Origin of the sequence: Pseudomonas putida (assembly GCF_050990305.1) — a bacterium.
Taxonomy (GTDB): Bacteria; Pseudomonadota; Gammaproteobacteria; order Pseudomonadales; family Pseudomonadaceae; genus Aquipseudomonas; species Aquipseudomonas putida_AH.
Genome location: NZ_CP158817.1, coordinates 2,981,298 through 3,004,138, shown reverse-complemented (window position 1 = coordinate 3,004,138; position 22,841 = coordinate 2,981,298). Strand labels below are relative to the sequence as shown.

Annotated in this window: 19 protein-coding genes; 11 read left to right on the top strand and 8 right to left on the bottom strand. The window is 58.9% G+C overall.

Translation table 11 applies throughout. The features are described 5' to 3' along the window. The first annotated feature begins 3 nt into the window (after positions 1-3). The 3 genes from ABTV22_RS13670 (at position 4) to ABTV22_RS13660 (ending at position 2,614) form a co-directional block, all read left to right on the top strand. Positions 4-180, top strand: a complete 177-nt coding sequence (locus ABTV22_RS13670) for a DUF6026 family protein (RefSeq protein ID WP_433740879.1) — start codon at positions 4-6, stop codon at positions 178-180. A 205-nt stretch (positions 181-385) separates the two neighbouring features. Beyond that, complete coding sequence (locus tag ABTV22_RS13665) at positions 386-2,131, top strand: phosphoethanolamine transferase CptA (RefSeq protein WP_433740877.1); 1,746 nt, start codon at positions 386-388, stop codon at positions 2,129-2,131. Between the two features lie 267 nt (positions 2,132-2,398). Continuing rightward, positions 2,399-2,614, top strand: coding sequence for a hypothetical protein (locus ABTV22_RS13660; protein WP_433740875.1), 216 nt, complete (start codon positions 2,399-2,401; stop codon positions 2,612-2,614). Positions 2,615-2,693: 79 nt separating this feature from the next. Here the strand turns inward: ABTV22_RS13660 and ABTV22_RS13655 are convergent, their stop codons facing one another. The 3 genes from ABTV22_RS13655 to zapE form a co-directional block, all read right to left on the bottom strand. Continuing rightward, the gene (locus ABTV22_RS13655; protein ID WP_433740873.1) at positions 2,694-3,185 is read right to left on the bottom strand and encodes a GNAT family N-acetyltransferase; all 492 of its coding nucleotides are present in this window, start codon (positions 3,183-3,185) and stop codon (positions 2,694-2,696) included. A gap of 144 nt (positions 3,186-3,329) precedes the next feature. After that, on the bottom strand, positions 3,330-3,911 hold the full coding sequence (locus ABTV22_RS13650) for a DinB family protein (RefSeq protein WP_433740871.1): 582 nt from the start codon (positions 3,909-3,911) through the stop codon (positions 3,330-3,332). Between the two features lie 18 nt (positions 3,912-3,929). Next, positions 3,930-5,048, bottom strand: coding sequence for a cell division protein ZapE (zapE, locus tag ABTV22_RS13645; protein ID WP_433741390.1), 1,119 nt, complete (start codon positions 5,046-5,048; stop codon positions 3,930-3,932). A gap of 168 nt (positions 5,049-5,216) precedes the next feature. Here zapE and ABTV22_RS13640 point away from each other — a divergent pair, with 168 nt between their 5' ends. After that, entirely contained in the window at positions 5,217-6,269 is a 1,053-nt protein-coding gene (locus tag ABTV22_RS13640; protein ID WP_433740870.1) for an aldo/keto reductase, read from the top strand. 126 nt (positions 6,270-6,395) lie between these two features. On the opposite strand, the gene speB is transcribed toward ABTV22_RS13640, so the two are convergent. Continuing rightward, on the bottom strand, positions 6,396-7,355 hold the full coding sequence (gene speB, locus ABTV22_RS13635) for an agmatinase (protein WP_433740868.1): 960 nt from the start codon (positions 7,353-7,355) through the stop codon (positions 6,396-6,398). A 13-nt stretch (positions 7,356-7,368) separates the two neighbouring features. Continuing rightward, complete coding sequence (locus tag ABTV22_RS13630; protein WP_433740865.1) at positions 7,369-8,460, bottom strand: polyamine ABC transporter substrate-binding protein; 1,092 nt, start codon at positions 8,458-8,460, stop codon at positions 7,369-7,371. A 101-nt stretch (positions 8,461-8,561) separates the two neighbouring features. On the opposite strand from ABTV22_RS13630, the gene ABTV22_RS13625 reads away from it, so the two are divergent. Next, positions 8,562-9,455: a LysR family transcriptional regulator gene (locus tag ABTV22_RS13625; protein ID WP_433740863.1), complete on the top strand. Its 894-nt coding sequence runs from the start codon at positions 8,562-8,564 to the stop codon at positions 9,453-9,455. A gap of 253 nt (positions 9,456-9,708) precedes the next feature. After that, complete coding sequence (locus ABTV22_RS13620) at positions 9,709-11,154, top strand: nucleobase:cation symporter-2 family protein (protein WP_433740861.1); 1,446 nt, start codon at positions 9,709-9,711, stop codon at positions 11,152-11,154. A gap of 123 nt (positions 11,155-11,277) precedes the next feature. On the opposite strand, the gene ABTV22_RS13615 is transcribed toward ABTV22_RS13620, so the two are convergent. Further along, positions 11,278-12,201 carry a carbon-nitrogen hydrolase family protein gene (locus tag ABTV22_RS13615; protein WP_433740859.1) on the bottom strand — a complete coding sequence of 308 codons (924 nt, stop codon included), beginning with the start codon at positions 12,199-12,201 and terminating at the stop codon, positions 11,278-11,280. A 238-nt stretch (positions 12,202-12,439) separates the two neighbouring features. Between ABTV22_RS13615 and ABTV22_RS13610 the strand changes: the two genes are divergently transcribed. Both ABTV22_RS13610 and ABTV22_RS13605 read left to right on the top strand, forming a co-directional pair. Continuing rightward, complete coding sequence (locus tag ABTV22_RS13610) at positions 12,440-13,615, top strand: GGDEF domain-containing protein (protein ID WP_433740858.1); 1,176 nt, start codon at positions 12,440-12,442, stop codon at positions 13,613-13,615. 1 nt (position 13,616) lies between these two features. After that, entirely contained in the window at positions 13,617-14,525 is a 909-nt protein-coding gene (locus ABTV22_RS13605; protein WP_433740857.1) for a LysR substrate-binding domain-containing protein, read from the top strand. 98 nt (positions 14,526-14,623) lie between these two features. Here ABTV22_RS13605 and ABTV22_RS13600 read toward each other — a convergent pair whose 3' ends face one another. Beyond that, positions 14,624-14,875, bottom strand: a complete 252-nt coding sequence (locus ABTV22_RS13600; RefSeq protein ID WP_433740856.1) for a hypothetical protein — start codon at positions 14,873-14,875, stop codon at positions 14,624-14,626. A gap of 163 nt (positions 14,876-15,038) precedes the next feature. Here ABTV22_RS13600 and ABTV22_RS13595 point away from each other — a divergent pair, with 163 nt between their 5' ends. Then, entirely contained in the window at positions 15,039-15,356 is a 318-nt protein-coding gene (locus ABTV22_RS13595; RefSeq protein ID WP_433740855.1) for a DUF883 family protein, read from the top strand. 122 nt (positions 15,357-15,478) lie between these two features. On the opposite strand, the gene ABTV22_RS13590 is transcribed toward ABTV22_RS13595, so the two are convergent. Next, positions 15,479-16,519 carry an Ldh family oxidoreductase gene (locus ABTV22_RS13590; RefSeq protein WP_433740854.1) on the bottom strand — a complete coding sequence of 347 codons (1,041 nt, stop codon included), beginning with the start codon at positions 16,517-16,519 and terminating at the stop codon, positions 15,479-15,481. Between the two features lie 219 nt (positions 16,520-16,738). Between ABTV22_RS13590 and ABTV22_RS13585 the strand changes: the two genes are divergently transcribed. Both ABTV22_RS13585 and ABTV22_RS13580 read left to right on the top strand, forming a co-directional pair. Beyond that, complete coding sequence (locus tag ABTV22_RS13585; protein ID WP_433740853.1) at positions 16,739-21,562, top strand: dermonecrotic toxin domain-containing protein; 4,824 nt, start codon at positions 16,739-16,741, stop codon at positions 21,560-21,562. 227 nt (positions 21,563-21,789) lie between these two features. Beyond that, positions 21,790-22,794, top strand: coding sequence for a FecR family protein (locus ABTV22_RS13580; RefSeq protein WP_433740852.1), 1,005 nt, complete (start codon positions 21,790-21,792; stop codon positions 22,792-22,794). Positions 22,795-22,841: the final 47 nt, after the last annotated feature.

Below are 22,841 nucleotides of genomic sequence, written 5' to 3'. Positions count from 1 at the left end.
GCAATGGGCACAGTACACACCGCACTGCCAGCACAAACCCTTTATGTCACGATCCGCCGTGATGAATTGCGCCAGTTGAAAGACGAGCGCGACCAGTTGAAACAGGAGCTGGCGCAACTGCGCTTGCTGATTCAGGGCCAAGCCCCCCTGGCCGTGACACAACGTGCTCCCAACGCCTGACCCCCTCGCTTGAATCGGAAGCAGCACTGCCCTGCTTCCGATACGCCGTCACCCTTCGCCACTCCTGGCAACTCACGAATTTTTCACATTCTCTTGTTGATACTCCGCCTCTTTTTTTTGGCCGCTCGGCACCCCGCGCGCGCCACCCGCACATCGGCGACTTTAATGGTCTGGCGATGGAAGTGATCTTTGGCTGGAGCATTGAATGTTTTTGTTTAAACGCAGCGAGACGTCTGCGAAAGGTTTCGATTGGGCAGGGTTGCTCTGGCTGTTTTTGTTCTTCTGGTATTTTTCTGGCATCACCCAACTGCTGATTCAACTGACCGGCACGTCCGGTTTCTCTGGCTTCCGCCAGGCGTTCGTGATGAGCGCCATCTGGCTCGCGCCTATGCTGCTGTTCCCCAAACACACGCGTGTGATGGCTGCGCTGATCGGCGTAGTGCTCTGGGCGTGCTCCATGGCCAGCCTGGGTTACTTCTTCATCTATCAGCAGGAGTTTTCCCAAAGCGTCATCTTCATCATGTTCGAGTCGAACGTGGCCGAAGCCGGCGAGTACATGACTCAGTACTTTGCCTGGTGGATGGTGGTTGCGTTCCTCGCCCACAGCGCCTTTGCCTGGTTCCTCTGGACGCGCCTGCGTCCGGTGTACATGCCGCGCGGTCGGGCCCTGGTCGCAGCGACCGCGATTTTGGTGGCCGTGGTCGGTTACCCGTTGATCAAGCAAACGGCACGCACCGGCAGTTTCGCCAGCGGTTTCGAAAAGTTTGAGAGCCGCATCGAGCCGGCAGTGCCGTGGCAGATGGCCGTGGCCTACCATCGCTACCTGGACACCCTGGCGGGCATGCAGCAGATGCTGACCAGTGCCAGCAAGATTCCTCCGCTGCACAACTTCAAGGACACGATGGCCAACCAGCCGTCGACCCTGGTGCTGGTGATCGGTGAGTCCACCAACCGCCAACGCATGAGCCTCTACGGTTACCCTCGGGAAACGACCCCGGAACTGGACAAGCTCAAGAATCAGTTGACGGTCTTCGACAACGTCATCACCCCGCGCCCCTACACCATCGAGGCGTTGCAGCAGGTGCTGACCTTTGCCGACGAAGACAACCCGGATCTGTACCTGACGACGCCCTCGCTGGTCAGCATGATGAAACAGGCGGGTTACAAGACCTTCTGGATCACCAACCAGCAGACCATGACCAAGCGCAACACCATGCTCACGACCTTCTCTCAGCAGGCCGACGAGCAGGTGTACCTGAACAACAACCGCAACCAGAACGCCGCCCAATACGATGGCGACGTGATCGAGCCATTCAACAAGGCCCTGACCGACGCGGCACCGCGCAAGTTGATCGTGGTGCATCTGCTCGGCACGCACATGAGCTATCAGTACCGCTACCCGTCGACCTTCGACAAGTTCAAGGACCGCCATGGGGTGCCGGCCGGTGTGCGTGACGATCAATTGCCGACGTACAACAGCTACGACAACGCCGTGCTGTACAACGACTTCGTGGTGTCGAGCCTGATCAAGGACTACGCCAAGACTGATCCGAACGGCTTTTTGCTGTACCTCTCCGACCACGGTGAAGACGTGTTCGACTCCGCGGGCCACAGCACCCTGGGTCGCAACGAGAGCAAGCCGACGGCGCCGATGTACACCATTCCATTCATGGCCTGGGCCTCGCCAAAATGGCGCGAAACCCACGACTGGAGCTTTGCCGGCGACCTGAGCCGGCCGTACAGCAGCTCGCACCTGATCCACACCTGGGCGGATCTGGCTGGCCTGAGTTTCGATGAATTGGATCGCAGCAAGAGCCTGGTCAGTGACAGCTTCAAGCCACGGCCATTGATGATCGGCAACCCATACGAGCGTCAGCAGCGGCCGCTGATCGACTTCAGCCTGATCAAGCCAAAAACCAGCCCGGAAAAAGCGGCAGTCGTACAGAAATAACCACCCCCGGCAGGAGCTGTGTAGGAGCTGTGTAGGAGCTGTGTAGGAGCTGTGTAGGAGCTGTGTAGGAGCTGTCGAGTGCAACGAGGCTGCGATCTTTTAAGATCAAAAGATCAAAAGATCAAAAGATCAAAAGATCGCAGCCTTCGGCAGCTCCTACAGGGTGGTCATTCCCATTTCACGGAATCGGCGGATAATGAGCCTTCGACTTTGATTCATTGATTCATGGACGAATGGCATCCGACACCTTGATGTGGGAGGCACACCATGAAACGCATCACGCCGATCCTTGCCCTTCTCACCCTGTTTGGTTGCGCTAGCGCCTTTGCCGAGGGTGGCGCCGAACGCATGCGGTACTACTATGAAACCCTGCATTACAACCAGCAATTGGCACTGGGCAACACGACCCAAAGCCAAGCCAAGGAATTGCGGGTTCCGGACGATCAAACCGCACAAATGACCGAGTCCTATCGGCCGAAATGATCGTGACACCTCTGACTGTTTGCTCTTCAGTCAGAGAAGACCGTTGGGCGTCCTGATGGACGCCCTTTTTTTGTCCGCATTAAAGCGCTTTGATCCAGAACATCATGCGTCCGTGCGCCGGGTCGAACTCGCCCGGGGCAAAGCCGAACTTACTGTAGGACGCCTGCGCCACCGCATTGCCTTCCAGCACTTCCAGGGTGATTTTGCAGCAGCCGCGCTGGCGAGCGATGTCCTCGACCTTTTGCAGCATCCGCTGGCTCAGGCCCAAGCCGCGAAACGTCGGCACCACGGCCACATCGTGCACGTTGACCAAGGGCCGGCAGGCGAAGGTGGAAAAGCCTTCAAAGCAATTGATCAGCCCGGCTGGCTCACCACCGACAAAAGCCAACACGCTGAATGCATGGGGACGCTTGGCCAACTCGCCCGGTAGTTGTTCCAGCACATCGGCGGGCAAGGCATGACCGCCGCCCATCGGGTCCTGCGCATAACTGTTCAGCACCAGGCCAATCGCCTCGGCATGCACCGGGTTGGTGTAGCTGGCTTGCAGTACAAGAATTTCAGCGGAATCCATTTCCATCCTCGATCACGTTAATAGCCCCGGTGCGTCGTTCGCTCCGTAAGGCCCGGCGACGATATCGCGAGCGTGGGGGGAAATCAAAAGATCGCAGCCTCGTTTCACTCGACATCGCCTACAGGGAAATGCGGCTGCGATCTTTCAATGCCCCCAGATCAGCGCTTCAGTCCACCCCAGCTCGGCAAAGTCTTCGGCCCGCAGGTGCGATTCACCGCTACAGAAAAACTCATCCAATTGCGGCGGTTTCACCGACGTGCCGCTGAGCATCGCGTGCACCTGCCCCCGGTGATGAATCTGGTGTTCGAACAGGTGCGACAGCAGGCGCAGGCGACTGTCATATTGCGGTGTATCCCGGGCGATGGTGACGACCTTGCCCAAGTCGGCATCGCGCATTTGCTCGCAATAGGCAATCAGTCGACGGTCGACCTGAGCTTGCTCACGCTTCAGGTCCGGGGCCTGGGTAAACGGCTCGTCGTCGTTGAAGAACCCTTGGCAATCGGGATGCGGGTCATCACCGCGCAACTCGCGCTCAAGGGCATCCACATAAAACCAATCGCAGGTCAGGATGTGATTGAGGGTTGCACGAATACTGGGAAAGAAGCTGACGCGAGGAGCCACCAGTTCACCCGGTGTCAACTGACACCAGGCCTTGGCCAGGCGATGGTTGGCCCAGGCGTTCTGGTAAGCCATGGTCAACAAATGGTTGGACAGAGGTTGATTCATGCCGATGCCTCCTTGATCTCATGCCTGGGCAAAGCGTTGCAGCTGCATCTCCTGCAAGCGACTGAGGGTGCGGCGGAACGGGAATTCCAGATAACCCTCGGTGTAGAGCGAATCCATCGGTACCTGCGCTTCGAGGTACAGCGGCACTTTGCGGTCATAGCACTCGTCCACCAGGGCAATGAAACGTCGCACCCCGTCGTCATGCACCGACAACTGCGGCAATTGGCGATCCCCTGCTTCCACCCGAACGGCGCCGTCTTCAGTGCCCCGGGCAATGCGGCCGGCACGTTTTTGAGCGCTCAGGTTGGGCACCTCACTCAACAGGATAGCGCTGAAGGTGTCGCACAGGGCCATGAAATCCATTGCGGCAAACGGCTGTTCACAGAGATCGGCATAACGGCACCAGAGCACGGTTTTGCTCGCCTGCACCACGACGAGCGAACGGTAGCCGACCTTGAGCGGATCTGCGCACACCGTTTGGCCCACGGTCAGTACTTTGAACACGTCATCCAGTGCGCAGGGCTGTCCGGGGGCAGCCACCCAATAGCGCTGCAGGCCCTGCCCCGGATGCAGGCGGTGATCTTCGCCGCCGTCCACGGCGATCACCTGCATGTGCTGTTTGATCGCGGCGATGGCCGGCACGAAGCGGTCATGGTTGAAGCCATCGGCGTACAGCTGGTCTGGAGGCAGATTGGAGGTGCAAACCACCACAACACCCTGATCGAACATCACCTGGAACAAGCGCCCGAGGATGATCGCATCGCCGATGTCATTGACGAACAGCTCGTCAAAACACAGCACCCGCACTTCTTCGCTCAGTTCTCGAGCCAGGGCCTTCAAGGGATCGGCAGTGCCGGTGAGCTGAAAGGAACGTTGATGCACCCAGCCCATGAAATGGTGAAAGTGCTGGCGCCGCGCCGGGACGCGCAGGTTCTGGAAGAACTGGTCCATCAACCAGGTCTTCCCCCGCCCGACCGGGCCCCAGAGGTATACGCCCAGGATCGGCGTGCGCCCTTCATGCAGCGCCTCATGGCATTTTTGCAAGGCCCAGACAGCATGTTCCTGAGCTTCATCCTGGACGAAGCCCTTTTGTTCGATGGCGTGCTGCCAGGCACTGAGTGGGGAGTCGACATTCATGCGCGGCAGTATGCCAGCAGTCGACGCTGCCTTCATTGAAATGTCTTGCTGACCGACCGCCGATCAATCCACGAAAAGGCAACTTGACGCAGAAATTACTAGCGTAATATTTTATAAATGTCTTACGTAATCTATAAAACCCTCGACGCTACCATCAGGAGTCATCCCATGCATTACAAAGTATTCGGTCGTAAAACCGGCCTGCGGGTGTCCGAACTGGCGTTAGGCGCCGGCAATTTCGGCACGGGTTGGGGCCATGGCGCCGAACGTGACGAAGCCAAACGCATTTTCGACGGTTATCTGGAAGCTGGCGGCAACTTCATCGATACCGCCAATGGTTATCAGGGTGGTCAGTCGGAAGCCATGCTCAGCGAGTTCATCGCCCCGGAGCGCGATCGCCTGATCATCGCCAGCAAATACACCCTGGGCACGACACCGGCGGCCGGCATTTCCCATACCGGCAACAACCGCAAGAACATGATTCGCGCCGTCGAAGAGAGCTTGAAGCGACTGAACACCGACCACCTCGATCTGTTCTGGGCGCACATGAGCGACGGCGTAACGCCGATGGAGGAGATCCTGCGGGGTTTCGACGATCTGGTACGCGCCGGCAAGATCCATTACGCCGGGCTGTCGAACTTCCCGGCGTGGCGCATTGCCCGGGCCGACCTGCTGGCCGAGGTGCGCGGCTTTGCGCCGATTGCCGCGATTCAGGTCGAGTACAGCCTGGCCGAGCGCACTGCGGAGCGTGAGCAATTGCCCATGGCTGAGGCCCTGGGACTGGCTGCCACCTTGTGGTCACCGCTGGGTGGTGGATTCCTCACCGGCAAGTACCGCACCAGCGTGGGTGACAACCGCGCGAGCAAACTTGGGGTGCTGGTTCACAGCGAGAAAAGCGCCCGCGAAACCGCGCTCCTCGACACCTTGCTGGCGGTCGCAGCCGAGCTGGACGCGTCCCCGACCCACGTGGCCATCGCCTGGCTGCGTGAACAGGCAAAACGCTCGACCACCGCGTTGATTCCGATTCTTGGTTCGCGGACTCGTGAACAGTTGGATGCAACATTGGGGGCGTTGGACGTGCAGTTAGATGACGATCAACTGGCGCGGCTCGATGGCGTCAGCAGCGTGGCCAAGGGCGTGCCGCATGAATCAATTTCCGGTTCTGTTGCCCGGTTTAGCGGCGGTGTAACCCTGGATCTGCCGATAATCCCCGTCGCCTGAAAAAACATCGCGGGCAAGCCTCGCTCCTACAGGTTTTGTATCGTTCATATATTTTGTGTTCGACGAAAATCCTGTAGGAGCAAGGCTTGCCCGCGATGACGGCAGTGAGGTCACTGCACATCTGTGCTATCGATCGACTTTATGTTTGGCGGCATACAGACACAGCATCTCCATCGCCAGCGTTGCCGCCGCCAGGGAGGTGATGTCCGCGTTGTCATAGGCCGGCGCCACTTCCACCACGTCCATGCCCACCAGGTTGATCCCGCGCAATCCGCCGAGGATTTCCAGCGCCTGCACCGTACTCAAACCGCCGCACACGGGGGTCCCGGTGCCAGGAGCAAAGGCCGGATCGAGGCAATCGATGTCGAACGTCAGGTACACCGGGTGGTCACCGACCCGTGCCCGGATGGCCTCGACAATCGCCTCCACCCCCCGTCGATGCACCTGCCGCGCATCCAGCACTTCAAAGCCCTGATGATCATCATTAGTGGTGCGCAAACCGATCTGTACCGAACGCGACGGATCGACCAGGCCCTCCTTCGCCGCATGCCAGAACATGGTGCCGTGGTCGATGCGCTTGCCCGCCTCGTCCGGCCAGGTGTCGCTGTGCGCGTCAAAGTGGATCAGCGACAGCGGGCCATGTTTGCGGGCATGGGCCTTGAGCAGCGGATAGGTGATGAAGTGATCGCCACCGAAGGTCAACATCGCGCTGCCCGCGTTAAGGATGTGCTCGGCGTGGGCCTCGATGCATTCCGGGGTCGACTGCGGGGAACCGTAATCGAAGTCGCAATCACCGAAGTCCACCACCGCCAGATGATCGAACGGGTCGAACGTCCATGGCCAGTGGCGCTCCCAGGCGATCCCGGTGGACGCTGCACGAATGCCCCGCGGCCCGAAGCGCGCGCCGGGGCGGTTGCTGGTGGCGGTGTCGAACGGCACGCCGCTGACTGCGACATCGACGCCGCGCAAGTCGCGGCTGTAACGACGACGCATGAAACTGGTGATGCCGGCGTAGGTGCTTTCGGCGGCAGTGCCATACAGACTGTCGCGGGTCATCGCCTGATCGTTTTGCATCGGAACGTCCATCAAGGTCTCCTAATTATTGGCGGCTACGGAAGGTGGTCCACACGCGGGTGCGCTGGCGCATGTCCTTGAGGTTCATGCTGCGGTCGGCGTAGAGCCGACCACGAACGTCGGCGGGTGGATAGATGTCCGGGTCAGTGCGCACGGATTCATCCACCAGCGGCGTCGCGGCCTGGTTGGCGGTGGCAAAAAACAGGGTGTTGGTCAGCGCGGCAACCGACTCGGGGCGCAGCATGAACTCGATGAACTGGCGGGCGGCTTCGGGGTGCGGCGCGTCCGTGGGGATCGCCAGGTTATCCTGCCACACGAGGGTGCCTTCCTTCGGTATCCGATAGGCGATTTCGTAAGGCTTGTTGGCCTTGCGCGCCTGGTCGGCGGCCATGCTGGCGTCACCGTTATAAGCCAGTGCCAGGCAGACACTGCCATTGGCCAGGTCGTTGATCTGCCGCCCGCTGGCGACGTACAGCACCGACGGCTGCAACTGGTGCAGCAGCGTTTGGGCCGCGTCGAGGTCTTCCTTGTGGGTGCTGTAGGGGTCTTTGCCCAAATAGTGCAAGGCCAGGCCAATCACTTCCTGGGGTGAGTCGATGATCGCAATGCCGCAGTCCTTGAGCTGGCTGGCGTATTCAGGCTTGAACAACAGATCCAGGCTATTGAGCGGCACGTTCGGCAAGCGTTTTTGCACCGCTTCGACGTTCATCCCCAGGCCCAGGGTGCCCCAGGTATAGGGCACGCCATAGCGGTTGCCAGGGTCGACCGCCGCCAGTTTTTCCAGCAGATCCGGATCAAGGTTTGAGTACCCCTTGAGGCCTTCATGGGAAATGGGCTTCAGCGCGCCAGCCGCCAGGCCGCGTGCCAGGACGCTGGACGACGGCACCACGACGTCATAGCCACTGCCGCCGGTGAGCAATTTGGTTTCCAGCACTTCCGGCGCATCGAAGGTGTCGTAGCGCACGTGAATGCCGGTTTCCTGTTCAAAGCGCTGCAAGGTTTCGGGGGCGACGTAATCGGCCCAACTGTAGAGATTGACGACGTTATCCTCGGCCTGGGCCGCTGCGGCCATGGCAAGGAACAGCGCGGGGACACACATCTTGAATACGGGAGCCATGACGAACACCTGACCGAAGGAAGTGGTGGCAGGATGCGTCGTCGGATACATTGGTAAAATACCAAGTCAATTAACCTGACATTACCCAGGAGTAATGTTTGATGCTCGGTCAACTCCACGACCTGGACCTGCAACTGTTGCGTCTGTTCGTCAGCGTGGTGGAATGCGGTGGTTTCAGCGCAGCCCAGGGTGAACTTGGCTTGAGCCAATCCAGCATCAGCCAGCAAATGGCCAAACTGGAAACCCGGCTCGGCTATCGATTGTGCAGTCGCGGCAAGGGCGGGTTCCGGATCACGCCCAAGGGTGAACAGCTGCTCGTTGCCACGCGCGGGTTGTTCGAGTCCATCGAAGCGTTCCGCCATCAATCCAACGGCGTGGCCGGACGGCTGATCGGCGAAGTGCGTCTGGGTTTGTCCGAAGCGCTGGATCAATCGGTGCTGCAACGGGTGGCCGAGGCGATCCGGCGCTTTCGCGAGCGCGACGAATCGGTGCGCATCGAGCTGATGAGCGCCATGCCCGGCGAAATGGAACGCTTGCTGTTGCAACAGCGCCTGGATCTGGCCATCGGCTATTTTTCACAGATTCAGAGTGCGTTCGATTACCGCGAACTGTTTATCGAAACCCAGCATTTGTACTGCGCTGCCGGCCATCCGCTCTTCAACGATGAGTCGCCGGATGATCAGGCCTTGCTGGCCTGTGATCGCGTCGACCACCCCTACCGCTTTCTGCGCAGCGACGAGCCGTTTCAAGGCACACGGTGTTCGGCACGTTCGGAACAGGTCGAAGGCACCCTTGCCTTCATCCTGTCCGGCAAGCACATCGGCTATCTGCCCGATCACTTTGCCCGTAGCTGGGAGGACAAGGGCCTGCTGCGGGTCGTGCGCCGCGAAGGCATGAGCTTCGACGTGGCCTTCCACCTGGCGCGCCATCGTGCGCAAGTACCGGGGGATGCGCAGAAGGCCTTTGAAGAGGATTTACTGGCGGCGTTTGCCTGAGCTGAAAGCTGGACGCAGTACCCAAGGAGATGATCTGTGGCGAGGGGATTTATCCCCGTTGGGCTGCGAAGCAGTCCTAAACCCAGGCAGCGCGGTTTGTCAGTTGTATCGACTGGAAAGGATTTGGGGCCGCTTCGCAGCCCAACGGGGATAAATCCCCTCGCCACAGGATTGGGTTTCGACAATAGATTCTTTCTGGCATCCTGCGCCTCCATTTTCTGACCCGGCCTGCCTTTTTGGCTTGCACACCCTCATGACCGCCTCTGAAAAGCCCCCTGCCCCACACAATAATGATCTGATCTACGGCCTCGACGATCGCCCGCACCTGACCGCCACCGTGTTCGCCGCCCTGCAACACGTACTCGCCAGTTTTGTCGGCATTATCACCCCGACGCTGATCATGGGCAGCGCCCTGGGCCTGCAAAGCGAGATTCCGTACTTGATCAGCATGGCGCTGTTCGTCTCCGGCCTGGGCACCTTCGTGCAGGCGCGGCGTTTCGGCCCTGTCGGTTCCGGCCTTTTGTGCCTGCAAGGCACCAGTTTTTCGTTCATCAGCGTGATCCTCAGTGCCGGGTTCATGGTCAAAGCCCGGGGCGGCGGTACCGATGAAATCCTCTCGACGATCTTTGGCGTGTGCTTTTTCGCCGCGTTTATCGAAGTGGTATTGAGCCAGTTCATTGGCAAGCTTCGGATGCTGATCACCCCGGTGGTGACCGGCACCATCATCACGCTCATGGGCCTGTCGCTGATCAAGGTCGCCATGACCGACATTGCCGGCGGTTTCGGTGCCGCCGATCTCGGTGCGGCCAGCCACCTGGGTCTGGCGGCGCTGGTGCTCGGCACCATCGTGGTGTTGAACCGAGTGGATGTGCCGTTCCTGCGCCTGGGGGCGATTGTCATCGGCTTGACCCTGGGCTATGCCGTCGCCTGGCTGTTGGGCCACGTCGATTTCGCCAGCCTGCCCGCCGTGCCGCTGATGAGCGTGCCGGTGCCGTTCAAGTACGGCTTCTCCTTCGATTGGGTGGCGTTCGTGCCGGTGGCGGTGATTTTCCTGGTGTCGCCGCTGGAAGCGGCCGGTGACCTGACCGCCAACTCGATGATCTCCCGGCAGCCGGTCAAAGGCCCGATCTACATCCGCAGGATCAAATCCGGGTTGCTGGCCGACGGCCTCAACTCGGCCATGGCCGCAGTGTTTAACAGCATGCCGATGGTGACCTTCGCGCAAAACAATGGCGTGATTCAGCTGACCGGCGTGGCCAGTCGTTACGTGGCGTTTTTCATCGCCGGCCTGCTGGTGCTGCTGGGGCTGTTCCCAATGATTGGCGCGGTGCTGCAATTGATGCCAAAACCGGTGCTCGGTGGCGCGGAGCTGGTGATGTTCGGCACCGTGGCCGTGGCCGGGATCAAGATCCTCGCCGAAGCGGGCCTGCATCGGCGCAACATGCTGATCGTGGCGATTTCCATCGGCATGGGCCTGGGCGTGGCGGCGGTGCCAGAGGTCTTGCGCGAGTTACCCAAGGCGCTGCACAACATCTTCGAATCGCCGATCACTGTCGGTGCTCTGTGCGCAATCGTTCTAAATATCTTCCTGCCAGAAGAGTTCATTGAGCTGGAAGAAGACGACTTCGATCCGGAAGCCTCGATTCTGCAGGTCATGGAAAACCCGGATGCCACGCCACCGGTTGTCGGCACCCGCTGATACCCTTGTAGGAGCCAAGCTTGCTCGCGATGACGGTCGCACTGTCTATATTGAGGACAACTGATCCACCGCTATCGCGAGCAAGCTTCGCTCCTACAGAGGGGCGGTGTCGTACACAAGCGGTCAGGCGTTGAAGCGAACACCCGGTTTGGCCCGCTCATCCACGCTCAACTCGAAGATGTCAGGTCGCGCGTAGTGCCCGACCACATCGTAGTCATAACGGGCGCGAACCAGCTCGTCGGTGTCGATTTGTGCCGTAAGCAAGCCTGCCTCGCCACGCATCGGCCCGGCCAGGACATCACCCATGGGCCCGACAATCACGCTGCCGCCGGCAATCAACGGCCGGTCGGCCGGCCAGTTGGCGATCTCCACACCCAAGGCCTGCGGTGAGTCCTGAACCTGACAGGCGCTGACCACGAAGCAGCGGCCTTCATGAGCAATGTGGCGCATGCTGACCTGCCACATCTCTCGCTCGTCCACCGTCGGTGCGCACCACACCTGCACGCCTTTGGCATACATCGCAGTGCGCAGCAGCGGCATCATATTTTCCCAGCACACCACCGCACCGATCCGTCCGACCTGACTGTCGATCACCGGCAAGGTCGAGCCATCGCCCTTGCCCCAGATCAGGCGTTCGGTGCCGGTGGGCATCAATTTGCGGTGCTTGCCCACCAGGCCCGCCTGCGGATCGAAATACAGCGCGGTGCAGTACAACGTGCTGCCCGCTCGCTCGATGACGCCGATCACCAGATTGGCGCCGGTCCGCGCCGACAGCCCTTCCAGCGCCTGGGTTTCCACGCCGGGCACATCGATGGCATTGGCGAAATAGCGGGCAAAGGCCTCACGCCCTTCCGGCAGCCGATAGCCCAGTTGCGTGCCAAAGCCTTCGCCTTTGGGGTAACCGCCCAGCAGTGCTTCAGGCATCACCACCAGTGCGGCGCCGGCATCGATGATTGCGTTTTCATAAGACAGAATCTGTTCCAGCGTGTCGGCCTTGCCACCAGGCAAGGCGCCGATTTGCAGCGCGGCAACAATGGATTTGGGCATCACGGTAGCTCCGTTGGCATCAGGTGACGCTCATTCTCAAACACCATCTGATCGTTGAAAAAGCCCTATTCACTGTTAAATGATATGAGCTATATGAATATCGCCTACAGTGGAGCAACACACAGCGTTTGGCGCTATCGAGCAAGGCGGTGCTACAGATACCCTCAACGCTGCGAAAAATCGGCTCAAACGCTTACAATCCTGCCTTTTCACCGCATATCAGACAGGCAACACGGCTATGACGCTCGACCCTCCCACCCTGTTGACCATCTCGGTCGCGCTCGCAGCCGCCGCCGCGCTGTACCTGGCGATCGAGTGGCGCAGCATTCGCGAAACCTCGCTGCTGTTCTGGAGCGCGGGCTTTGCCACGATCAGCGTGGGCTCGACACTCGCCCTGCTGCGCATGAGCGGCCTTTTGTTGATCGGCATCTGGTTCGCCAACGGCTTGCTGGTGGTGGCGCACTGGTTTTTCCTGCTGGGCGTCGCGCGTTTCACCCAGGTGCGCCTGTCTCGGGCCTGGTACTTGATTTTCATCACCTGGACGGCCCTGCTGTTTCTGCCGGACGATCCGGCATGGTCGAAGATCATGCTGCTGGCCAATTCGCTGCTGGTCGCGCTGTTGTCGCTCAGGGCCAGTTTCCTGCTGCGGCCCCATGGCAAATCGCTGAGTGTTGGGGCGGTACAACTGCGTTATGTGCTATTGGCCCATGGCGTGTTCTATATCGCCAAGGCGATGACGGCCGTCATACCGGGCACGCTGATCGATCTTGCCTCTTTGCGCGGCGAGATCATTCAGGTTTCCCTGGTCGAGGGTGTGATGGCGATCATGCTGATCGCGCTCTCCATGACCGGTACCGAACGCTACCGGCGGGAAAAGCAAATTGCGCGGCTGGCCGAACGCGACCCCTTGACCGCCCTCTACAACCGCCGGGCCCTCGAATTGCGGGCACCGAACCTGTTGGCCGAGGCTTCAACCTCGCGACCGGGCGCCTTGCTGCTGATCGATATCGACAACTTCAAACTGGTGAATGATCTGTATGGCCATATGGCGGGCGACCGACTGCTGGTCACGCTGAGCGACATGATTCGTTCGGTACTGCCCGAAGGCGCGCTGGCGGCGCGGCTGGGCGGCGACGAGTTCGTCATCTTGCTCAGGCATGCCTCGAGTGAGCGCATCGAGGCGCTGGGCAGCTCGCTGCGTGAGCAGTTTCACGACGCCGCCGCACAAACATTCGCCACGCCGCAAGCCGTGACCCTGAGCATCGGAGCCGACCTGTTTGACCATCCACCCATCAGCTTGGCGAATTTGATCGAGCAAGGTGACAACGCGCTCTACGAGTCCAAGCGCGGTGGCCGCAATCGTATCCGCGTGGTCGATCGGACCCTGGCGAAGGCGCCGTTCCCGGCTCAATGACATGAACTCAATGAATATCGCCAACATCGATCTCAATCTGCTCAAAGTCTTCGAGGCGCTGCACGAGGAATCCAGTGCCAGCCGCGCCGCACTGCGCCTGGGCGTGACGCAGTCAGCGGTCAGCGCAGCACTGCGTCGCCTGCGCGAGGTGTATGGCGATCAGTTGTTCGTGCGCACCGGACGCGGCCTGGCCCCCACGCTCAAGGCCAATCAACTCAAACCCGTGGTCAGCGATGCCTTGAACAAATGCCGGCAGAGCCTGGCAATGGTCGACCCTGATGCCGATCATTACGACGGACGCTCGGTCACCGTGGGCATGTCGGACGATTTCGAGATTGCCTACGGCCGGCGACTGATCGAAGAAGTTGCACGCAGGGCGCCGAAGCTGCGCCTGATTTTTCGCCAGACTCACAGCCAGATCGTCGCCCAGGCCTTGATGGAGCGCAGCATCGACCTGGCCATTACCGCCGGTGGCTTTGCCGAACGCATGCTCAGTCGTCAGGTCTTGGGTGAAGGCGGTTATGCGTGCCTGGTGGACCCGCAGAGTCTGGCGGCCGGGCAAGAAGGCATCGATCTCGATGAGTTCGTCAGCCGCGAGCACATCCTGGTGTCGTCGGGGGGCTTTATCGGCATCACCGACGAGGGATTGGCGGCGTTGGGCCTGAGCCGGCGGGTCTGCGCCTCGACCACTCACTTTGCCGCGCTACCGCACCTGCTCAAGGGCAGTCAGGCGGTGGCGACCATTCCCGCCCATGCGGCCCGCAGCATTGCGGCGATCAGCGGCCTGGCGCTGCTGCCCTGCCCTCTGGCATTGCCGCGCTACCCGATCGAGCTGGGCTGGCGCACCAGCGCCCAACTCGATCCAGTGGTGTTGAAGGTGCGTGAAGCGATTGTCGCAAGCTTTATGTAGGAGCTGCCGCAGGCTGCGATCTTTTGATCTTGTTTTTAAAAGGCAAAATCAAGAGATCGCAGCCTTCGGCAGCTCCTACAGGAATGGGTTGGTAGAGGTTATTTGGCCGCCATCAAGCGGTTGACTTCACTGCGCACCATGTTCGAAAACTCCGGTGGCGACATGCCGTCCAGTTCGGCACGAACCCACTCGGCCCATTTGCCTTTGCGTTTGCCGCGTTCACCGAACAACCGGGCGGCTTCGCCCTTGGCTTTGCCCAGGTTGTTTTGCCAGAGTTCGAACAGGCGGGACTTTTCGTCTTCGATCTCCGCACGCTCGGCAAGGGATTTTTCGGCCAGATTGAAGCTCATGGAAATTTCCTGCTGCGTAAATAGCCGACATCTTACACTGTAGGACGAATCCTTCTGCCCAGGATTTTCTTCGGGATGGCGCCAGCACGCAAAATCGCTGCAACTTTTTCAATCGCGGCGCACTCCATTGTTCACTGCCCACTTACCTGCAAGGAGTACGTCAATGGCCCGTAAAACCGCCTCCCAAGCCGCCGAAGAGCAGATCAAGGATCAAGCCTTCAGCGAGCTTCAGACGCTGATAGAAGAGTCGGAAAAACTGCTCAAAAGCAGCGCCTCACTGGTGGGTGAGGAAGCAGAGACACTGCGCGGGCAAATCGCCCTGAAACTCCAGCAGGCCCGCAACTCGGTGACCAGCGTTCGCGACCGGACGCTGCCCGCGGTCGAGGCCACCGAAACCTACATCGGCGGCCATCCATGGCAAACGGTGGCGGTGTCGGCCGGTTTCGGACTGGTGGTGGGGTTGTTGCTGGCTCGCCGCTAAATAAATAAGGCAGGCATTACCCCCTGTAGGAGCGAGCTTGCTCGCGATTAGCTCGAGAGCGACGCGCTCCACCCGCCAATGAGCGTTATCGTTCACGCTCATCGCGAGCTCGCTCCTACAGGTTAGAGCCCGGCCAGCTCCCGCAGATTCGCCAGCGTCTGCGCATCCAGTGCAATCCCATTGGCTTGCGATTTCGCGCGTTGACTATGACGCCGATCACCTGGCAATCGCTTGAGCCCCACCCCATGCATCTGTCGCACCAGCTCCTGGCTGCGCTCGGCAAAGCTCTGTCCAGCGGCCTTGCTGGGGTCGATGACGATCAACAACTGCCCGGTCCACGGCGTTTTGGCGCCAGGGTGATTTTTCCAGTCGAACTCGAACGAGAAGTTACCACCGGTCAACGCCGCAGCCAGCAGCTCTACCATCATCGACAGCGCCGAGCCTTTGTGTCCGCCGAACGGTAACAAGGCGCCGCCTTCAAGAATCGCTTTGGGATCCTGGGTCGGCTGACCGAGGCTGTCCACGCCCATGCCCGGCTCCAGACGCTCGCCCTTGCGCGCGGCAATCTGCACGTCGCCGTGGGCGATGGCGCTGGTCGCCAGATCGAAGACTATCGGATCGCCGTCGGCGCGAGGCGCGGCAAAAGCAATGGGGTTGGTGCCGAACAACGGACGATCAGCACCATGAGGCACCACGCAGGTCATGCTGTTGACCACGCTGAGCGCCACCAGTCCTTCATAGGCAAAGGGCTCGACATCCGGCCACAGCGCGGCGAAATGGTGGGAGTTGCGGATGGCGAGCACGGCGATACCGGCACTGCGAGCCTTTTCCACCAGCAAGGCCCGCGCAGCCGCCAGCGCTGGTTGGGCAAAACCGTTACCGGCATCGACCCGGACAAAACCCGAGGCCACATCTTCGACCACCGGAACGGCGTTGCCGTTTACCCAGCCACTTTGCAACGTCGACACATAACCGGGAATCCGGAACACGCCGTGACTGTGGGCACCGTCACGTTCGGCACCGGCACAGTTTTCGGCCAACACCCGGGCGACGTCAGCCGAGGTGCCATGACGCAGGAATATCTTCTCAAGCAAGGCCGTCAGCTGGGTGAGGGACAGGTTTTGCGAGACAGCAGTAGACACAGGATCGAGTGGCGCAGACATCTGAAGCTCCAGACTTTAATTATTGGAGGGGGCAACAGCGTATGTAGACCGCCGATTAACAACGCGTGGCGAGTGGCCTGTCAACCCTCCACTGCGCCTGTTTGCACGAACGTTGCCCGCCCATGCATTAACTATCTACCACCTGCTGCCCATCACCGCTTTTAGTCTCGAGGCTCCATCCACTGGCGCGTCGCACCGCGCCTAGCACGAGACACGCCAATGCCTGCATCCCCCACTCCACTTTTTTTCCCCGAAGCCCGATATGCTCCTGGCCACTGGACCGAGCTTGGGAAGGCCCACGGTCTGACGCAACAGGACTTCGAATGGATGCGCCATGTGCAATGGTTCACCCATGCATTGCGCAATCAACAAACCCCACCGATGCTCGCCGAGAGCATCCTGGTCAGCACCGGCGAATTGACTGTCCCTCTTGCCGGCAGTTTCGTGTTGAGCGCAACGCCCGACGACAAGGGTGAAATTCTCTACACGCCGTACACCGGCATTAGGAAATTCCCCAGCCGCGCAGCGCTGTCCGAACACCTCAAAAGCCAATTGGACAGCGCGAACGAAGACGATGAGCTACTGGCGTTCATGTCATTAGTCGCGCGTAAAACTTTGGCCGAAGCCACCGACATCACAGTGAGTTTCAAGACCATCGACGGCGGCATATTCGAGGATCAGCGCACCGTCATCGAAGACAACCTGCTCGGCAATGATCAGGCCATGATGAACGAACTTCAAAAGCTACCGACCCTCGACACACTGCTCGACACCATGCTCGAAGAGTTGCTCAAAGCGGACTTTCCAACCCTGGACCAGCGTCAGACCCTGGTCAATTTTTACACCGAAAAAGCACCCGTCACTGGCGACCTGAAAAGCTCGAAATCGCGCCCCTGGGTCAGCTCCATGCCCTTGCGTGAAGCAGTGTTATCGTTTTACCGACATCAACGCTGGCCGCTCGGACAGCACGCCGAATTCACTCACCCGCGACTGTTACCGCTGGCCTCCGACCAGAGCCGCTGGCAAGCAGCAGTCAAGCGCGCGTCCGATAGTCTGATCAGTTACCTATCGTCGCAACTGCAACGGTTCTGGAATCAGGCAAGCAATGACGGAGCTACGCGCCGGGCGTTCTTCTCACGAGCCATCGGTGAAAAGGCGCGAGCTGATCTGCTAGTCAAGCGTGAGGACGGGATCATCACCCCGGAGCAAAGCGACACCTTGCTGCCGCTGATCAAGCCGACGATGGGAACACCTTCGCTGCTGACCATCGAAACGGTACGTCTCTGGGAATATTCACCCAACTACATAGAACTCGCTGGTTCCCTGATGATCAGCCAAGGCAGTTCCCATGCCTTTCTTTACACCCCTGCCAAAGGGTTTGAGGTGCTGAAGGACCATGAGGACCTGAAAACCACCCTGCAAAAGAAATCCATGGTCGCCGGTCACGACGATGAGCTTTATGAGCTCATGAATCTGGAGGAACGACAACGATTCATCGGTTTCGATGAACCCCAGGTGTCTGGATCCGTCACCAGCGGCTCGGTGTTTGCGGCACTCTTCGAAGCGATCATCACCAAACAACTGCAAAACATGGAGTACGCCTTGCAGGTGTTCCGCCACAGTGACGGCGCGATAAACATCCAGGCCTATTTCGACAAGGCGCTGGATATACGCTCAATGATCAACGAGCAACTGCCTGCGCTGGAAGCCCAAGGGCGCTGGAGCACACGGCCCGTATTGTCTGGCAAACAACCCTCTCTGGTGCTGGGAGACACGGCAAAAAGTCTGGCCAAGACTTATCTTTCCGTTGAGTCGGCGCTGCGCGACAAGTTTTTGAAGCAACCGATCGGCACGCTGGCGCTTCAGCGAACCTATCTGGAGGACATTAAATCGGATATTGCCGATGCCCTTTCCATCGGCCTGCGCGGGGAAGCTGCCCTGCGGGAACTGGGCGGCACCTTGCGAAACATTGACTGGCACATTGTTGAAACCGTCTTTAACCAGGAGCGTGCAGATCGAAAAAGTCGCCTCGCCGTCAGGGGTTTTCACCCCGATGTCTACTCACTGGTTCTTGAATGTGCGGGTGAGCAAAACGTTCTGACTTTGGCCAATTGCGTATTGCTAACCACCCGGGGCGGTCTTGATGTACAGCATTCCGGGCGCGCAATACTTTGGACGCCCGCAAATGGACTGGAAGTCTTCGAGACGGTCGGCTGTGCCCGCCAGCAGTTGAACCTGCGTCTGCTCGACTCACAAAAGCGTCTGGCACTGCTGGACAATCTTTCCCCTGCTCAGCGCAAGTTCCACCGCCGCTACTCGCTCAGTTCGCTGCGACTTATCGAGGGCGATATTTTGCAACACCTCGCGCAATCCGCGATTGACCACTTCCTGGCACGCTGTGACCAAGTACATGCCTGGAAGCTGTCTCCCGCACAACAAATAAAAGCGCTTAATACGTTGACGCAAACAGTCATCGACACCAACTTGCGCAGAGCCTCAACCATTGCCACGGCGATGGCTCTCCAGCAATCCTCTCCCGCCTGGCTCGGGATGGCACCTGTCGAGGAACAACAACTGCATGCCGAGCTGCTCCAACAGCTTTATAACAGCGTTCCCGATGACAAAGACTACCTGCATGCAATTAAGCCACTGAGGACCTATGTCCGTGAAACCTTGAAAACGTTGCTTACCGGCCGATTTGCCGGGACAACGCTCAATCCCGACGAAATCGAGATCACCCCCAACTTGTCGCTGGCGGGTCCGGCTCAATCCTTGACCGAATTTGCCTTGAACCATGTCAATGTGACCCAGGGCACCGGTTTCAGAATTACCTCGACAACCAACCAACCGTTGCCTTCGAATCTGGACCAGGCCGCGATCAAACAACTGCTGCTGTCGCTCGATATCGACAAAGCCTACGTCAAACACGTGACCGACAATCTCGTGACTGACAGTACTCAAGCGGTACCCCGTTGGCAGCGCTTTGTTCGGCAAGTGCCCTGGCAACTGCTTCATCACGCTCATGAACTGAAACTGCAACATCGACTGTCTGATGGTGCTTTTGATTTGATTCGACAGGTTCTGGACATGCCGGACGCCGTCGCTCGCGCTGCAGTCGAGGGAGCACACGCCATCGTTCGACCGCTGCAATTGATCAAGACGGCCGGCGCGAGCCCCGTTGAGGCCAAGGGTTTGTACCTGATCGGTCCTGGGGGCGGGCAAAAAGGCGCTCTAGTCTTGTATGCGCCCTATCACACAGGCTCGATATTCACCGAATTCGAAAATGACGCCAGTGTAGCCGCAGCACTCAACACGCCCAGTCCCTTGCAAGAGTTGCTGTTCAGGCGTCTTCCGGACACTGAACGCTCGGGATTTCGCAACCTGTATAAATCCACGGTAGGACAAGCGAGTGAAATAACACTTGGGGCCGGTGTAATCGGAGGAAATCTATTAACCCGCTTGTTCAATGACAACGTCGCCTTGTTGCCACGCATGCTCGCCGCTCGGGCTGAAGCCGAAGGCGCTGCAGACTGGGAAACGGTGAAGCATTTGTTCAGCGGCGCAATCAAACTGTTTTCAGGGCTGCTGCCCGGAAAGCTCGCTTATGGGGTGTTTCTATGGCAAGCCTACGAAGACTTTAAGGATTCAGCCGAAGGACTGCAGGATCATCACTGGAAAGCTGCATTGCGCAGCTTCATCAGCGGTGCAGTGCAAATGCTTACGCTGGGTAAACTGTCGCTGGAAGCCCAAACCGAAACAGCCGTTGCCCCCCCGTCCAAACCCACACCGACTGCCTCTGCGGTGACTGCACTGCAATGGTCGCAGGTGGATTCCACGTCACCGCAGCGTACCCGTCTACAGCATTTCGAAACATCGTCCGTGCAATTGAGGGATCTGACAAAAAACATGGCTGATGGCACGTACCTGGAAGCAGCCACCAAACGCCTATACGCCCCCATCGCCGGCAAGGTGTATTCCGTGAAAAAACCCGGAGCGGTATGGCGGATGGTCAAAGACAAGCAGGAAGGCCCCGTTCTGGCGGTCACCAGCGACAAAAAACTGGTCGTCGATCCAGACATCCATACGGTCCATTACGGAAAGAACCTGTCGAAAATGCACAACAGATTTCTCACCAGCCGCGAGGCGCGATACGTCTTGAATATAGAAGCGCGAGGCATGGCCGACATTCGCGCCAAATTCCCGGAGCGGGCCGCCATGCTCGTAGAGGCTGTCGATCTGGCGCGCTTTTATGCATTCAATAGCCTGCACAATCTGGCGCTCTCGGGAAATCTCGCCCATGGGACGCGACTGAACACTTTTTTTAGAGACCACTTCGATGTGAACACGGTAGATGCCAGCCTGATCCAGAAAATCAAAGCGGCAATCGTGCCTGTCTGCAATGCGCTAGTGGATCCTGACCAGGATTTGCTCAACAGCGACCGACTGGTCATTGGTACAAATAAAAACCCTTTATCCTGTGTGACAGCTTTTGTGAATGTGGAAGATCCAGACAAGCGAATACACATCACAGAACATTTTTTCAATCAACAACTTGATTGGTATAAAACGTCTTTGACGCAGCCCTTCGATGTCGAGACGCATGCTCAGGCTGCAGTACTGATCCACGAGCTGGCTCACCAGGCTACTAATGCAGTGGATATTGTGTACGTAGAGGCCAGACGCCCATTCAGCGATCTTGTGGAGACAATCACAGGCTTTGGTCAGGCGATAAAGCAGGAGCAGGTCGAACTCCAACGCACTGCGCTATCACTACAAACCCCCAGGCAAGAGTTGTTTGCCCGATGGAACAGCGGCCTGAACTCATGGATCAGTCTAGGTTCACTGATAGGCGCCGATGATGAGTCTGAGGCCATTCTCGCGATAACTGGCAGCCCAACCATTGACGAGGCCCGTGATGTTTTCCTGAATGCACAAAACGCCGAACATCGAATCAACATCATTTTGCGCAATGCCGACTCAATCTCACGTCTTATCTGTGAAATGGGTCGGCAATTGGACCCACTGCCAGTAGCTAATCCCTGACAACTGTAAAGTGCGCAGAACTGCAGTTCTGCGCGCTACGCTGGCCGCAATTGCGCCAACAGCGATCTCTTTGATCAATTTTTCACTTTGCCCATGGATACTGCGCTCCACTGACAGGCTATTGCAGTACATCAGCGAAAAATAAACAACTTTGATGTTTAAATGCCATGACCGATGTTCTCGTCGACTTACTCCATGGTTAGAATGTAGGAAATCAGGATGAGTCAATGACGGACAACTCTCTTTCGCAAGCCGAATACGACGCCATCACCGATGCCGCTGCGCATTGGTGTATGCGCCTTCACGCCGATGACTGCACCGCGCAAGAGCGCGTGGCGTTCGAGCAGTGGCTCGACGCCCATCCGCTGCATGCCTTCGAATATGAAGCCATGCTGGAAATCTGGGAGATCGCGGGGGATCTGCCGCGCCCGGAACCTGTCGTGGTGCCCTTGGTGCAAGCCAAACCCCAGACACCCTGGCGGACATTCGGCGTGGCCGCTGCCGTGTGTGCGCTGGCACTACCTTTGGCCGCCTATAGCGGGTGGAGCCTGGGTTGGCTGCCCAATTCGTACCAGCATTTCGAAGCCACCGACAATGTGCGCCAGGTCACCTTGAAGGATGGCAGCCAGGTCGAACTGAACCTGGGCAGTGAACTGACCTACAGCAACTATAAGGACCGCCGCCAAGTCACGCTGAAAAAGGGCGAAGCCTTCTTCAGCGTCAGCCACGACACCACACACCCTTTCGTGGTCAAGGCCGCCGAAGGCAAAGTCAGGGTCACCGGCACCCAGTTCAATGTCTGGATGTACCAGGATCAGGTGAAAGTGAACCTGATCGAAGGCTCGGTGCTGGTCAGCAGCAACGATGACCTGCCGGGGGACGGTTTAAGGCTGGGTCCGTCGATGCAGGCGAGCTACGGTCATGGCGATTTCATCCCACGGATCAGCCAGACGTACGACGGCGACAATTCGCTGGCCTGGCGCAGCGGAAAACTGGTGCTGGACAATCTGGCGCTGAACGATGCGTTGCCGCTGATCAATCGCTACCTTGAAACGCCGTTGATGCTGGCCGACAACAGCACCGGCGCGATCCGCATTGGCGGCATCTACAACATCAAGGAACTCAACACCCTGGTCACGACCCTGCCCAAAGTGCTGCCGGTCTACCTGACCCGCAACAAGGACGGCAATCCGGTCGTCAACTCCATGCCACAACGCGCCCCAAAAAGCTGAAGGCCGCAGCCCTTGCGGGGTGCGGCCTTCGCGAAGCGCTCGAACGA